The organism is Variovorax sp. YR750, from assembly GCF_900109805.1.
In the GTDB taxonomy this organism is placed as follows: Bacteria; Pseudomonadota; Gammaproteobacteria; order Burkholderiales; family Burkholderiaceae_C; genus Variovorax; species Variovorax gossypii.
Window position 1 is genome coordinate 45,473 of sequence record NZ_FOBJ01000004.1, and the last position, 13,225, is coordinate 58,697.

Sequence of the window (13,225 nt, forward strand, 5' to 3'; positions counted from 1 at the left end):
TCAAGGTCCAAGTTCTGGGTATGCGGTGATGACTCCATTTGCCCCCCGAAATACGGTTGCCTTCGTGGCTGTCTCCGGACAGCCTCCACCTCTCCTATATCCTTCACCAATAACACGCTTCATATCAATAGTTGCGCGTGAACTTCCAGTCTTATCCATCTCCTGATTCGCACGCTGGATGGCATCCAACTGATCGACGTTGCTCAGGAACCGGGTGGAATTCACCGGCCTTGGTCTTCTCGGGCAAGGGTCATCCGGAGGAATACCGGTTTTGGCTCGATGTTCCTGCTCTGCCATGGTCGTGTGCGCCCCGTGCCGCGAATAAGGATGACCGCCCGATGCTGCTTCTTGATCTCGAAGAATTTGTCCGGCCCTACGGTTGGCAAGATTGCCGATCAGCCCCAATGGATCAATCCACTGCACCGGGTTCGGCGCGTACTGCTGGAGATTCAAGCCACCAAGGAGCTTGATCGGATCATTGCTTATGAACCGTCCCACAACTGGTTCGTAGTACCGATACCGGTTGTAATGCAGCCCCGTCTCTTCATCCCAATACTGCCCCTGAAACCGAATCGGATTCCGAAAACCCGCTTTCCTCCCCGCCTCACTGATCGCCTGCCTCGCCTCCCCCCAAGCCTTGTAGCTCGCCGACCACGCCACACGCCCCTCATGATCCGTCAGCTCCTGCGGCGTGCCCAGGTGGTCGCACTGGTAGAAGGCGATTTCTTCCTTGATGAACGGTGCAGGCGTTCGAGTTTGTTCGCCATTCCATAGCGGGTCGAGCTCGATGTCGTAGCGACCGCCGTTGTCGGCCATCAGCGCCTCCACATCCGTCGTCTGGCTCAACACGACTGCCTGGGCCTGCCGGATCTGTACCAGCGGCACGAACGAGCCGGGTTCATGGATGTAGTGAATGCTGTCTCCTCGCCACGCATGCTCCCGCCAACCCTCTGTGCTTTGCGTGCTCTCGAACGCCAGCGTGTCGCCGTCCCAGCCGAACAAGGTGCTTCCATGCCGCGTGCACTTGGCGATGCGCCGGCCCAGCGGGTCGTAGCTGAAGGTCGTGGTTTCGCCGAAGGTTTCGGCGCTGCGCATGCGGTTGTAGCCGTCCCAGGTGAACACGGTCTTTTCGCCGTTGCGGCTGCGCTCGATCAGGTTGCCGCGCTCGTCCCATTTGTAGCGGGTGCCGGCGTAGTCCTTCAGCAGGTTGTCCATCAGCTTGCCGGACGTGCTGCGGCCATCACTGCCCGCGCGAACGGCGACGCGATTGGTGATGCGGCCTGCCGGCTGCGCTGTGCCTTCCGCTTCTGAAGAGGGGTTGCCGATGTTTCCCGCCGGATCGAACGCGAACGTCTCCCGTCCCAATCGGCTATTGGCTTCGAGCAGCCGCCCTACCGGGTCATAGCGGTAGCTGAGGTTGCCGCGCCGGCTGTCGCCGATGGCGATCAACTGGCCGGCTTTGTCGTATTGGTAGCTGCGGCGGATGCCGGCGGATTGAAAGGCGCCGCGCCTGGTCTGGAAGATCTGCTGCTCCAGCAAACGGCCGGCCGGGTCGTAGCTCTGTTTCTGCAGGAGCCCATTGCCCTGTTCGCGCCCGATCTCGCGGTGCAGGTCGTCGCGCTCGAAACCCAGGATGTCCTGCCCGTCGACGAGCAATCCGTGCACGTGGCCGGAGCCATAGGTGAGCCACTGCGTCACGTGACCGTCCGGGCGGATGGTCGCGACGCGCTGATTGAGTTCGTTGTAGCCGTGCTGCCAGACCGCGGTGCAGGCGCCTTCCAGGTAGTGTTGGTGCTCGCGCGTTAGGTTGCCCGCGGGGTCGTAGAACCATTGCAGCTTCGCGTCGCTGTTGCTGGCTTCGACCAACCGGCCGTTCCGATCGTAGGCAAAGCTCTCGGCAACGCCGCCGGCCGTGCGCTCGATCAAGCGGCCGATCAGGTCGAATTGCAGTCGCGTGGTGTGACTACCTTCGACCACTTCCGACAGCACGCCCGTGGAGTCCTCATAGCAGAAGCGTGTGGTCTTGCGGTCGAAGCCCACTTCTTCAAGCAAACGGCCTACGGGGTCATAGCGGAAGTCGTAGCGGCTGCCGTTCTCGTTGTGCAGTTCGCTCAAACGTCCCAGCAGATCCCAGCGGTACTTGAGCGTGCGCCCCGCCGCATCGGTGCGCCGGGACACGAGGCCGGATCGCGTGTAGTCATAGCTCGTCCTGCGCCCGAGCGCGTCGGTGTGCGTGAGCAGGCGTCCCTCGGCGTCGTGCACGAAATGCTCGCTGCTGTTGTCCGGCAGGATGATTTCCTCGAGTCGGCCCGGACGGTTGGCGTTCGTCGCGGCGGTGGCCTTGCGCTCTTCCTTCGCGTTCGCGTAGCGATACCGCGTGCTCTGGCCCATGGCATCGGTAGCCTTGACCAGGCGCCCCCGCTCGTCGTACTCCCACCGCGTTGTCTTGCCCGAGCAATCGGTGTGGCTGGCAAGCTGGCCCGCCCAGGTGTAGGTCAGCGTCTTGACGCCGTCCTTCGCATCGGTGATCCGCACGGGCCGGCCAGCCTTGTCGCAGGCGTATCCGGTCTTGTGCCCCAGCGGGTCGATCTCTTCGACGAGATTGCCGTCAGCGTCGTAGTCGCGCGTCCAGACGCCACCTTCGGCGTCGCGCAGCCCTGTCATGCGTCCGCGCTGGTCGTGCGCGAAATGCACCTGGCTGCCGTCGGCCCGGGTGTGGGTCCGCAGGTTGCCGTCGGCGGCGTAGCTGAAATCGTCCGTGCTGCCGTCGGTATGGACATGACGCGTGATGTTCTTCGCTTCATCGCGAAAGAACCATTCCTGGCGCTTGTCGGGATGGATGATCCGGTAGGTGTAGCCGAGGATGTCGTAGTAGTACCAGGTCTCTGCGCCGAGCGCGTCGGTCACGTAGGTCAAGCGGATGTTCCTGTCCCACTCCAGCCTGAGGGCAAAGCTCCCGTCATCGCTCCATTCGCGAACCGCCCTGGCATCGACGCCGGTGCCGTCGTATTCGAGGTTCATGCCCCGGCCCGTGCGGTCGGTGTATCGGGTCACGAGATGGTGGCTGTAGCGGTAGTTCCAGGTTTCGCCGTTCTCGTCCTGCGCCGATACGAGGTCGCCTTCGGCGTCGTGCACATAGGTGGCAAGTTGGCGGACGACCTGGCCGTCCTTGATCTCCCACAGGCTGTTGATCAATCCGCTTCGCGCATCGGGCGCGAGTGCCCACATGGGCAATCGTGCGATCGCCCTGCTTGCTGACGATGTCGCTCAAGACCTGTTCGCCAGTGGCTGCGATCACGTGGTCGTAGCGCAGGCCGATGCTGGCTTCCTTGCCGGCATGCAGCGCGACGAGACGAAAGTGCTGCCTGCCCTGCGTGGATACCTTGCGAGCCGAGGTATCCACCAGCTCGTAGACCTCGCGCCAGTCGCTGGCCTCGCCCGCCGTTGCGGCCTTGCCGAAATCCACGGTCAACAGCGTCTCGCTCAGCCGTGTGAGCGTCGCTTCTTCGATGGCATCGCGGTAGCTCTGGCCCGCGGCCAGCAGCGGGTAGGCATGGCTGCGGCCGTCGGCACCGTGATAGATCAGGCTGAGCTCGCCGGCCCGCGGACCTTGGGCCGGCGTGGCGATGTCCACGCGAGTGCTGTATGGGGTAAGCCATCTCGCGCCGAGGCTGCCCTCGTCGAAGGCGCCGAGGTTGCTCCGGTAGGTGCGCGCCCAGGTGATAGGCATCGGCGCAACCAGCGCGAAGTCGACGTGGGTGAAGCTTTCGCAGCCGGTCGCCAGGCTGATGGCGAACCTGCTTGACGAGGGAACCTGCGCGCCGGAAAGCGGACAGTTCTTGCAACCGGGATCACCCCTGACCGACGCCTGCACGCGGAGGTGTTCGACCCGGGTGTCGGGCCTGTTTCTTGTTGCTTCGCCACCGGCACCTGGCGGCACGATGGCTGCGCGCAGGCTCTTCTTCTGTGCCATGGCCAACAGCAGCTGGCGCAGCAGCCACATGATGCTGCCCTGCAGTTCCTGGTCGGCGAGGTCGGTCAGTTGCTTGCGGAAGTCCGCCTTCAAGGCCCCCAGGCTCTGGATCACCGCGTTGACCCTGGCCCTGACGCTTTCGGGCAGGTAGGCGGCCGCCTTCCTGGCAGCGTAGTTGGCGGCGCGCCTGGCCGTGCCCTCGGAGTACTTCACCGCCCGGCGCCACATGCCGCTCCACGTGCTTTGGGTCTTGGGGTCGTATTCGTTGATTTCCGCGGCGCCCGGTTTGGCGACGGTGAAAAGGTCCTGCCCGCCGAGCATGCGCTGAAGTATGCCGATCAGATCGTCCAGGATGCTGTCGGAGAGCTTTGCACAATCTTCCAGAATGCCCGAGAGCCTTGCGATGGCCCCATCGATGAAGGTCTCCAGCTCACCGACGATCGATGCATTGAGGTGCCCCGCCAGCATGGTGACGATGGTCCCGCCGAGATTCCTGGCCCCATGCATGAGCTCCTGCTTGAGCAGATGCAGCGTGGGTCGAAGGCTCATGCGCGCTGCGGCCATGGTGGGTGGCGCCGGGATCAGGCCGATGAGGTTGATGCCGAGGCTCGCCCAGTTCAGGAACCTGGTGACGGCATCGGTCGACTTCTTCTCGAGGATGGTGACGATGTCGAGAAACACATCCACCAGCGCCATGACGTTGCCCACTATGGGGATACTGCCCAGCACCGTGGTCAGCCGATCGAGCGTGACGTAGCCGCCGGTGAAGGACCGCAGCCACTCGTCCACTACCTTGCTCGCGGCGGCAATGTCTTCCTTGGCGATGGTGTTCAACGGGGCGACGGCCGTCTGGGGCTCGCGCTCGGCGATCGGTGTTGGTGCGGGCTGGCCTTGATGTGTGCCCGATGGTGGCCGCTGGGGCGTGCCTGATCCCATTGTCCAGTCTCCCTGACTGCGTCTGCTTGTGTCGTGAAAATCGATTGGTAAAAAAAGAGGCTCAGTCGCGCATGCGCACGGGACCGGCTTCGTAGCCGGGCTTCCGGCTTGCGGAATTACGGCGCCTCTGCCGACGGGATCTGAATCCGGCGTGCCGGATCATGAGAGGGCCGATGTATGCAGATACGGTGAGAAGTCCACGGGCAAATCCATGGACGAATCCATGGGCAAATCGTTCTGCACGAATAACAATTGCAAATTGAGCTCACGCTCACCTCCCTCTCTTATTTCTTGCAGGCAATCCTAGGACTCAGGCCGACACGAATTCGGCCATCTGAAATAAACGAGCGAGCTTTGGTGCGATTTATCTCGATATTCCCGCCCCAGGACGGCAGATCCTCGATCGATCGAGTGAGCCGCGGCCGGCGGACGGCTTCCGCCGTCGCTGTGCTCGGCTACAGTCCGAGACACTTATGAACTCACCCCAACTCCAGCGCGGCGTGTTCCTCGCCCTTCTCGCCGTCGTGACCGTCGCCTTCCTCTGGGTGCTGATGCCGTTCTTCGGCGCGGTGCTGTGGGGCGTGGCGCTGGCGATCCTGTTCACGCCGCTCTACAAGCGGCTGCTGAAGAAGATGCGCGGCAGGCCCAACGCGGCGGCACTGTCCACGCTGGCCATCTGCCTGTTCATCGTGATCCTGCCGCTGGCCATGGTGGGCGTGTCGCTGGTGCAGGAGATCGCGCTGGTCACGCAGAGCATCCGTTCCGGGCAGCTCAACTTCGCGGCCTACTTCCAGCAGATCCTGGACGCCTCGCCGCAGTGGCTGCTGAACCTGGTCGAGCGCTTCAACCTCGGCGACATGGCGGCCTGGCAGGCGCGCATCTCGGCCGCCGCCGGGCAGGCCAGCCAGATCATCGCGAGCCAGGCGCTGGCCATCGGCCAGAACACCTTCGACTTCATCGTCAGCTTCTTCGTGATGCTGTACCTGCTGTACTTCCTGGTGCGCGACGGCGCAACGCTGTCGAAGACGATGCGCGACGCGGTGCCGCTGGCCAAGCCGCACACGCACTACCTGCTCAACAAGTTCACCACCGTGATCCGCGCCACCGTGAAGGGCAACGTGGCGGTGGCCGTCGCGCAGGGCGCGCTCGGCGGGCTGGCGTTCTGGTTCCTCGGCGTGCAGGGCGCGCTGCTGTGGGCGGTGCTGATGGCCTTCCTGTCGCTGCTGCCCGCCGTGGGCGCGGCGCTGATCTGGGCGCCGGTGGCCATCTACTTCCTGGCCACGGGCCATTTCTGGCAGGGCGGCGTGCTGATCTTCGTGGGCGTGTTCGTGATCGGCCTGGTCGACAACATCCTGCGCCCCGTGCTGGTGGGCAAGGACACGCAGATGCCCGACTACATCGTGCTGATGTCGACCATCGGCGGCATGGCGATCTTCGGCATCAACGGCTTCGTGATCGGGCCGGTGATCGCGGCGCTGTTCATGGCCGCGTGGAGCCTGTTCGCCGATTCGGGCCACGTGGGCAACGGCCACGAGGCAGCCGAAGGCGCGGAAGGCGCCGAGAACAGCGACAAGAAGAAGGGCTGAGGCGGCTGAGGCAGGCGCGGGCACCCGCCCGCTCCTGCGTTCCGCCCCCGCCGCGCGCATTTCGCGCGCGCAATCCTGCGTTTCGTCACATGGCGCTGGGCACCGTGCCCGGCCTGCGAGATCGTCGGGCCTCCAACTTCCAACGAGGCCCGCCATGCAACTTCCCGCATTCATGTCCCGCCCGGCCGTGCACGCCCTGTGTGCCGCCGCGATCCTCCTGCCCGCCGGCGCCTTCGCCGCCGACCTGAGCCTGAGCGTCGCCGACGGCCCCGCCGCCAATGCCACGCTCTACGTCGCGCTGTACAACGACGCCGCCAGCTACGCCGACAGCAAGGCCGTGGCCTCACAGACCGCGCCGATGCAGGACGGCAAGGCCCGCCTCGTGTTCGCGGGGCTGGCGCCCGGACGCTACGCGCTGCGCGCATTCGCCGACGAGAACGGCAACGGCAAGCTCGACACCAACCTCATGGGCATGCCGATCGAGCGCTACGGCTTCTCGAACGACGCCAAGGGCAACCGCGCCGCGCCCGACTTCGAGGCCGCCGCGATCGCCGTCGACGCCGACCTGCAGACCGTCATCCACCTGCGCTGAGGAGCACGACGCCATGGAACGACGCGAACTCCTGCGCCTGCTGGCTTCGGCCGGCGCCCTGCCCCTGCTGGCACCGCTGGCGCGCGCAGCCGGCACCGACGATTGGCAGACCCAGTTCGAGGCTGCCGACGCCCCCTGGAAGACCGGCTTCGCCACGCCTGCCGACGACTTTCCGCTGACCCGTGCCACGGTGCGGGGGCGCTTCCCCGACGCCGTGGCGGGCACGCTGTTCCGCATCGGCCCGGCCGGCCACGACCTGGGCGGCGAGCGCTACCACCACTGGTTCGACGGCGACGGCATGGTGCATCGCTTCGTGATCGAGGGAACCGACGTGCGTCACCAGGGCCGCTATGTCGCCACGCCCAAGCGCGTGGCCGAGACGAAGGCCGGCCGCCGCCTGTTCGAGGCCTTCGGCACCATGCCGCCGGGCGTGGAGCCGCCGACTTCCGCCGACAGCATCAACGTCGCCAACACCAGCGTGCTGCCGATGCGCGGCGAGGTGCTGGCACTGTGGGAAGGCGGCTCGGCCACGCGCATCGACGCGCTCACGCTCGACACGCTGGGCGTGAAGACCTGGCGTGCCGATCTCGCGGGCATGCCGTTCTCGGCCCACCCCAAGGTCGATCCGGACGGCACGGTGTGGAATTTCGGCGTGAGTTCGGGCCAGGGCCTGCTGGCGCTGTACGAGATCGCGCCCGAAGGCGCGCTGCGGCGCGCGGCCGTGGTGCCGGTGGCAGACATGCCGATGGTCCACGACTTCGCCGTCACCGAGCGGCACCTGGTGTTCCTGCTGCCGCCGCTGGTCTACGACAGCAAGCGCAAGGCCGCCGGCGCGAGCTTTCTCGACGCGCACGTCTGGCGGCCGGAGCTCGGCATGCGCGCGCTGGTCATCGACAAGCGGAACTGGGAAAAGCGCCAGGTGCTCGCGCTGCCGGCCGGCTTCCTGTTCCACGTCGGCAACGCCTGGGAGGAAGACACGCCGCGCGGCACGCAGATCCACATCGACTACGTGCGCTCGGACAACGCCGACTCGGTGTTCATCACCAGCCGCGAACTGATGCGCGCCCGCCGCGTGAAGACCACCGAGCCGCACCTGACCGTGGCCACGCTGAACCTGTCCACGGAGCGCGCCACGCAGCAGACGCTGGCGCAGGAAGCCGAATTCCCGCGCATCGACCCGCGCCGCGTCGGCCTGCGCCATCGCCAGGTGGTGCACGCCACGCAGATCCGGCGCGACCTGCCCGGCTTCGGCGCGATCGCGCGCACCGACGTCGAGACCGGCCGCAGCCAGCGCTACAGCTACGGCGCGCAGGCCATGGTGGAAGAACACGTCTTCGTGCCCGACGGCTCGAAAGCGGGCTGGGTGCTGGGCACCGTGCTCGACTTCGGCAGGCAGAAGACGGCGCTGTCGTGCTTCGCAGCCGACAACCTGGCTGCGGGACCGGTGGCGCAGGCCACGCTGCCTTACGCTCTTCCTCTAGGCCTGCACGGTGCCTTCGTGAGCGCCTGAAGAAGAAATTCAGGCCTCCCACCAGCCTTCGTCGAAGCGCCCCTGCAGGAAGGCCACGAAGCCCGACACCTTGCCCGGCACCAGCTTGGGCGACGGGAAGACGGCGTGTATCTCCTGCTCGGGCAGCGCGTGGTCGCCGAGCACCTCGCGCACCTTGCCGGCCGCCAGCGAGTCGCTGGCCACGTAGCGCGGCATCAGCGCGATGCCCAGGCCGTCGCGCGCCGCCGCCAGCACGGCCGAGAGGTTGTTCGAACGGAAGCGGCCCGACACCGGCACCGTGACCGGCTCACCCCTGGGCGTGTGCATGCGCCAGAACTCGTCGCCCACCACGCTGCTGTAGATGAGTGCCACGTGCGCGCTCAGGTCCTGCGCGCGCTTCGGCGTGCCGTGCTTCTTCAGGTAGGCGGGCGAGGCAACCATCACCCACGGATTGGCGCCCAGGTAGCGCGCGCCCAATGACGAGTCGGCCAGCTTGCCCATGCGGATGGCCACGTCGATGCCCTGCGCGATGAGATCCACGTAGCGGTCCTCGAAGCTCAGGTCGAGCTGCACCTGCGGATGCCGGCTCATGTATTCCAGCGCCAGCGGCACCACGACGCGCCGCCCGAAGGCCACCGAGGTGCCCACGCGCAGCAGCCCCTGCGCCTGGGTCTGCCGCAGTTGCACGATGCTGTCGGCCTCCTCGGCCTCGCGCACGATGGTCTTGCACTTCTCGTAGTAGAGCGCGCCCGGCTCGGTGAGGCTCACGCCGCGCGTGTTGCGGTTGAGCAGGCGCACCTTCAGCCGCTCCTCGGTGGCCGCAATCTGCTTGGTCACCGTGGGCTGCGTGGTGTTGAACTCGCGCGCGGCCTTCGAGAAGCTGCCCGTCTCGACCACGCGCACGAACATTTCCATTGCCAGCAATCTGTCCATGGGCCGGATGGTAGTCACTTATTCCGCCGTGGAATAGGTTTTATGGTCCGCAGCCGTCTTCTTGGAAACAGCCCCGCTTCCTACAGTGAGCCCATCCCAAAGGAGACTCAGATGGCAAAGATGACAGCGGTCCAGGCCGCGGTTCTGGTGATGGAGAAGGAAGGCGTGACGCAGGCCTTCGGCGTGCCCGGCGCGGCGATCAACCCGATGTACTCGGCCCTGCGCCAGCGCGGCAGCATCGCGCACATCCTCGCGCGGCACGTGGAAGGCGCCTCGCACATGGCCGAGGGCTACACCCGCGCGGTGGCGGGCAACATCGGCGTGTGCATCGGCACCTCGGGCCCGGCGGGCACCGACATGATCACGGGCCTGTACTCGGCCTGGGCCGATTCGATCCCCATCCTCTGCATCACCGGCCAGGCGCCCCGCGCACGCCTCTACAAGGAAGACTTCCAGGCGGTGGACATCGAGTCGATCTCCAAGCCCGTCACCAAGTGGTCGGTCACGGTGCGCGAGCCGGGCCAGGTGCCGCAGGTGTTCCAGCAGGCCTTCCACCTGATGCGCTCGGGCCGCCCGGGCCCGGTGCTGATCGACCTGCCCTTCGACGTGCAGATGGCGCAGATCGAGTTCGACATCGACAGCTACGAGCCGCTCAAGCCCTACAAGCCGGCCGCCACGCGCGCCCAGATCGAGAAGGCCATCGGCATGCTCAACGCGGCCGAGCGCCCGCTGATCGTGGCCGGCGGCGGCATCATCAACGCCGACGCGTCCGACCTGCTGGTGCGCTTCGCCGAGGCCACCGGCGTGCCGGTGATCCCCACGCTCATGGGCTGGGGCTCCATTCCCGACAACCACCCGCTGATGGCCGGCATGTGCGGCCTGCAGACCAGTCACCGCTACGGCAACGCCACGATGCTCGCCAGCGACTTCGTGCTGGGCATCGGCAACCGCTGGGCCAACCGCCACACCGGCTCGGTCGACGTCTACACCAAGGGCCGCACCTTCGTGCACGTGGACATCGAGCCCACGCAAATCGGCCGCGTGTTCACGCCCGACTTCGGCATCGTGTCCGACGCCAAGGCGGCGCTCGAACTCTTCGTCGAGGTGGCCGAGGAAATGAAGGCCGCCGGCCGCCTGACCGACCGCCGCGAGTGGGCCAAGGCGTGCATCGAGCGCAAGAAGACCATGCTGCGCAAGACCAACTTCGACGAAGTGCCGATGAAGCCGCAGCGCGTGTACCAGTGCATGAACAACAACTTCGGCAACGACACCTGCTACGTGAGCACCATCGGCCTCTCGCAGATCGCCGCCGCGCAGTTCCTGCACGTGTACAACCCGCGCCACTGGATCAACTGCGGCCAGGCCGGCCCGCTGGGCTGGACCATTCCCGCCGCCCTCGGCGTGCGTGCAGCCGACCCCACGCGCAAGATCGTCGCGCTCTCGGGCGACTACGACTTCCAGTTCATGATCGAGGAGCTGGCCGTGGGTGCGCAGTTCAAGCTGCCGTACATCCACATCGTGGTCAACAACTCCTACCTCGGCCTGATCCGCCAGGCGCAGCGCGGCTTCGAGATGGACTACTGCGTGCAGCTCGCGTTCGACAACATCAACGCGGCGCCCGACGCGGGCATCGAGAGCAGCTACGGCGTGGACCACATGAAGGTGGTCGAGGGCCTGGGCTGCAAGGCGATCCGCGTCAACCGGCAGGAAGAGATCGCGCCGGCCATCCGCCGCGCCGAGGCCCTGATGGCCGAGTTCAGCGTGCCGGTGGTGATCGAGGTGATGCTGGAGCGCGTGACCAACATCGCGATGGGCACCGAGATCGACAACATCACCGAGTTCGAGCCGCTGGCCGAGACGCCGGCCGACGCGCCCACCGCCGTCGCGGCGCTGCTCGACTGAGACGAAGGAAGAGAAAAGACATGCCCAAGTTCGCAGCCAACCTGACGATGCTCTTCACCGAGCTGCCCTTCATGCAGCGCTTCGAGGCCGCCGCCAAGGCCGGCTTCAAGGGAGTGGAGTACCTCTTCCCCTACCCCTTCGAGAAGAAGGAACTCGCCGCCGCCCTGCGCGACAACGGCCTGCAGCAGGTGCTTCACAACCTGCCCGCCGGCGACTGGGACAAGGGCGAGCGCGGCATCGCCTGCCATCCCGACCGCACCGGCGAGTTCGCCGAAGGCATCGGCGTGGCGATCGACTACGCCACCGCGCTGGGCTGCCCGCAGGTCAACTGCCTCGTGGGCAAGGTGCCCGCGGGCGTCGACAGGGACGCGGCCCACAAGACGGTGGTGGCCAACCTTCGCCTCGCCGCGCGCGAGTTGGAGGCAGCGGGTCTGCGCCTGCTGATCGAGCCCATCAACACCTTCGACATCCCCGGCTTCTTCCTCACGCGCACCGACCAGGCACTGGCGCTGATCGAGGAAGTCGGCTCTTCCAACCTGCGCGTGCAGTACGACATCTATCACGCGCAGCGCATGGAAGGCGAGCTGGGCAACACGCTCACGAAGCACCTCGCGCAGATCGGCCACATCCAGCTGGCCGACAACCCGGGCCGCGGCGAGCCGGGCACGGGCGAGATCAACTACCCGTGGCTCTTCAAGCACATCGACTCGCTGGGCTACGACGGCTGGATCGGCTGCGAATACAAGCCCCGCGCCACCACGGTCGAGGGCCTCGGCTGGCGCCAGGCGCTCACGCAGCAATGAATGAATGAATGAATGAATGAATGAATGACATCGGACAAGGAAACAGAGACATGACGACCCAGCAACAGAAAATCGGATTCATCGGCCTCGGCATCATGGGCGCGCCCATGGCCGGCCACCTGCTCGATGCCGGCTACCAGCTGTTCGTGAACACGCACGGCAACACGCCCGAGCCTTTCGTCTCGAAGGCCACCATCTGCGCCTCGGCCGCCGAAGTGACGCGCCAGGCCGACATCGTCTTCATCATGGTGCCGGACACCCCCGACGTCGAGAAGGTGCTCTTCGGCGTGCCCGGCTCTGAAGGCGTGGCCGCAGGCCTGAAGGGCTCCAGCGGCAAGATCGTGGTCGACTGCAGCTCCATCGACCCGATCGCCACCAAGGACTTCGCGCGCCGCATCACCGCGCTGGGCGCCGGCTACATCGACGCGCCGGTCTCCGGCGGCGAAGTGGGCGCCAAGGCCGCCAGCCTCACGATCATGTGCGGCGGCGACGAAGGCACCTTCGAACGCGTGAAGCCGCTGCTCGACAAGATGGGCAAGAACGTCACGCTCGTGGGCGGCGCCGGCGACGGCCAGGTCTGCAAGGTGGCCAACCAGATCATCGTGGCGCTGAACATCGCGGCCGTGAGCGAGGCGCTGGTGTTCGCCTCGAAGGCCGGCGCCGATCCGGCCAAGGTGCGCCAGGCGCTGATGGGCGGCTTCGCCAGCTCGCGCATCCTCGAAGTGCACGGCGAACGCATGATCAAGCGCACCTTCGCGCCGGGCTTCCGCATCGCGCTGCACCAGAAGGACCTGAACCTCGCGATGCAGAGCGCACGTTCGCTGGGCGTGTCGCTGCCGCAGACTGCCGGCGCTGCCCAGTTGATGAACGCGTGCGCGGCGCTGGGCTACGGCCAGCTCGACCACTCGGCGCTGGTGCGCGCGCTGGAAGCGCTCGCCCAGCACACCGTCACGCCGGACTGACCAGGTACTCCCCAGGCTTCGCGCACTTCGTGTCGCTTCTCCTTCCCCC

At 66.2% G+C, this 13,225-nt stretch carries 9 protein-coding genes; 6 read left to right on the forward strand and 3 right to left on the reverse strand.

Translation table 11 applies throughout. The features are described from left to right. Nucleotides 1-3,021, reverse strand: coding sequence for an RHS repeat-associated core domain-containing protein (locus BMY35_RS38720; RefSeq protein WP_256228304.1), 3,021 nt, complete (start codon nt 3,019-3,021; stop codon nt 1-3). Beyond that, entirely contained in the window at nt 2,960-4,807 is a 1,848-nt protein-coding gene (locus tag BMY35_RS38725; protein ID WP_256228275.1) for a DUF6531 domain-containing protein, read from the reverse strand. The genes BMY35_RS38720 and BMY35_RS38725 overlap by 62 nt, the downstream gene beginning before the upstream one ends. 575 nt (nt 4,808-5,382) lie before the next feature. On the opposite strand from BMY35_RS38725, the gene BMY35_RS09400 reads away from it, so the two are divergent. From BMY35_RS09400 to BMY35_RS09410, 3 genes are all read left to right on the forward strand, one after another. Next, the gene (locus BMY35_RS09400) at nt 5,383-6,495 is read left to right on the forward strand and encodes an AI-2E family transporter (RefSeq protein ID WP_093197375.1); all 1,113 of its coding nucleotides are present in this window, start codon (nt 5,383-5,385) and stop codon (nt 6,493-6,495) included. A 154-nt stretch (nt 6,496-6,649) separates the two neighbouring features. Further along, on the forward strand, nt 6,650-7,087 hold the full coding sequence (locus tag BMY35_RS09405; RefSeq protein ID WP_093197378.1) for a DUF2141 domain-containing protein: 438 nt from the start codon (nt 6,650-6,652) through the stop codon (nt 7,085-7,087). Nucleotides 7,088-7,100: 13 nt separating this feature from the next. Further along, nucleotides 7,101-8,597 carry a carotenoid oxygenase family protein gene (locus BMY35_RS09410; protein WP_093197380.1) on the forward strand — a complete coding sequence of 499 codons (1,497 nt, stop codon included), beginning with the start codon at nt 7,101-7,103 and terminating at the stop codon, nt 8,595-8,597. A 9-nt stretch (nt 8,598-8,606) separates the two neighbouring features. Here the strand turns inward: BMY35_RS09410 and BMY35_RS09415 are convergent, their stop codons facing one another. Then, a complete protein-coding gene (locus BMY35_RS09415; protein ID WP_093197383.1) occupies nt 8,607-9,509 on the reverse strand; it encodes a LysR family transcriptional regulator in 903 nt (300 codons plus the stop codon). Between the two features lie 111 nt (nt 9,510-9,620). Between BMY35_RS09415 and gcl the strand changes: the two genes are divergently transcribed. The 3 genes from gcl to BMY35_RS09430 are packed head-to-tail and all read left to right on the forward strand — an operon-like array spanning nt 9,621 to nt 13,176. After that, on the forward strand, nt 9,621-11,411 hold the full coding sequence (gcl, locus tag BMY35_RS09420; protein ID WP_093197385.1) for a glyoxylate carboligase: 1,791 nt from the start codon (nt 9,621-9,623) through the stop codon (nt 11,409-11,411). A 20-nt stretch (nt 11,412-11,431) separates the two neighbouring features. Then, nucleotides 11,432-12,214: a hydroxypyruvate isomerase gene (gene hyi / locus BMY35_RS09425; RefSeq protein WP_093197388.1), complete on the forward strand. Its 783-nt coding sequence runs from the start codon at nt 11,432-11,434 to the stop codon at nt 12,212-12,214. Nucleotides 12,215-12,264: 50 nt separating this feature from the next. Further along, a complete protein-coding gene (locus BMY35_RS09430; protein WP_093197390.1) occupies nt 12,265-13,176 on the forward strand; it encodes a 2-hydroxy-3-oxopropionate reductase in 912 nt (303 codons plus the stop codon). Nucleotides 13,177-13,225 lie beyond the last annotated feature (49 nt).

Coding starts and splice junctions, on each gene's coding strand:
- BMY35_RS09430 (WP_093197390.1), top strand. CDS start 12,265: ATGACGACCCAGCAACAGAAAATCGGATTCATCGGCCTCGGCATCATG.
- BMY35_RS09405 (WP_093197378.1), top strand. CDS start 6,650: ATGCAACTTCCCGCATTCATGTCCCGCCCGGCCGTGCACGCCCTGTGT.
- BMY35_RS09415 (WP_093197383.1), bottom strand. CDS start 9,509: ATGGACAGATTGCTGGCAATGGAAATGTTCGTGCGCGTGGTCGAGACG.
- hyi (WP_093197388.1), top strand. CDS start 11,432: ATGCCCAAGTTCGCAGCCAACCTGACGATGCTCTTCACCGAGCTGCCC.
- BMY35_RS09400 (WP_093197375.1), top strand. CDS start 5,383: ATGAACTCACCCCAACTCCAGCGCGGCGTGTTCCTCGCCCTTCTCGCC.
- gcl (WP_093197385.1), top strand. CDS start 9,621: ATGGCAAAGATGACAGCGGTCCAGGCCGCGGTTCTGGTGATGGAGAAG.
- BMY35_RS09410 (WP_093197380.1), top strand. CDS start 7,101: ATGGAACGACGCGAACTCCTGCGCCTGCTGGCTTCGGCCGGCGCCCTG.
- BMY35_RS38720 (WP_256228304.1), bottom strand. CDS start 3,021: ATGAACCTCGAATACGACGGCACCGGCGTCGATGCCAGGGCGGTTCGC.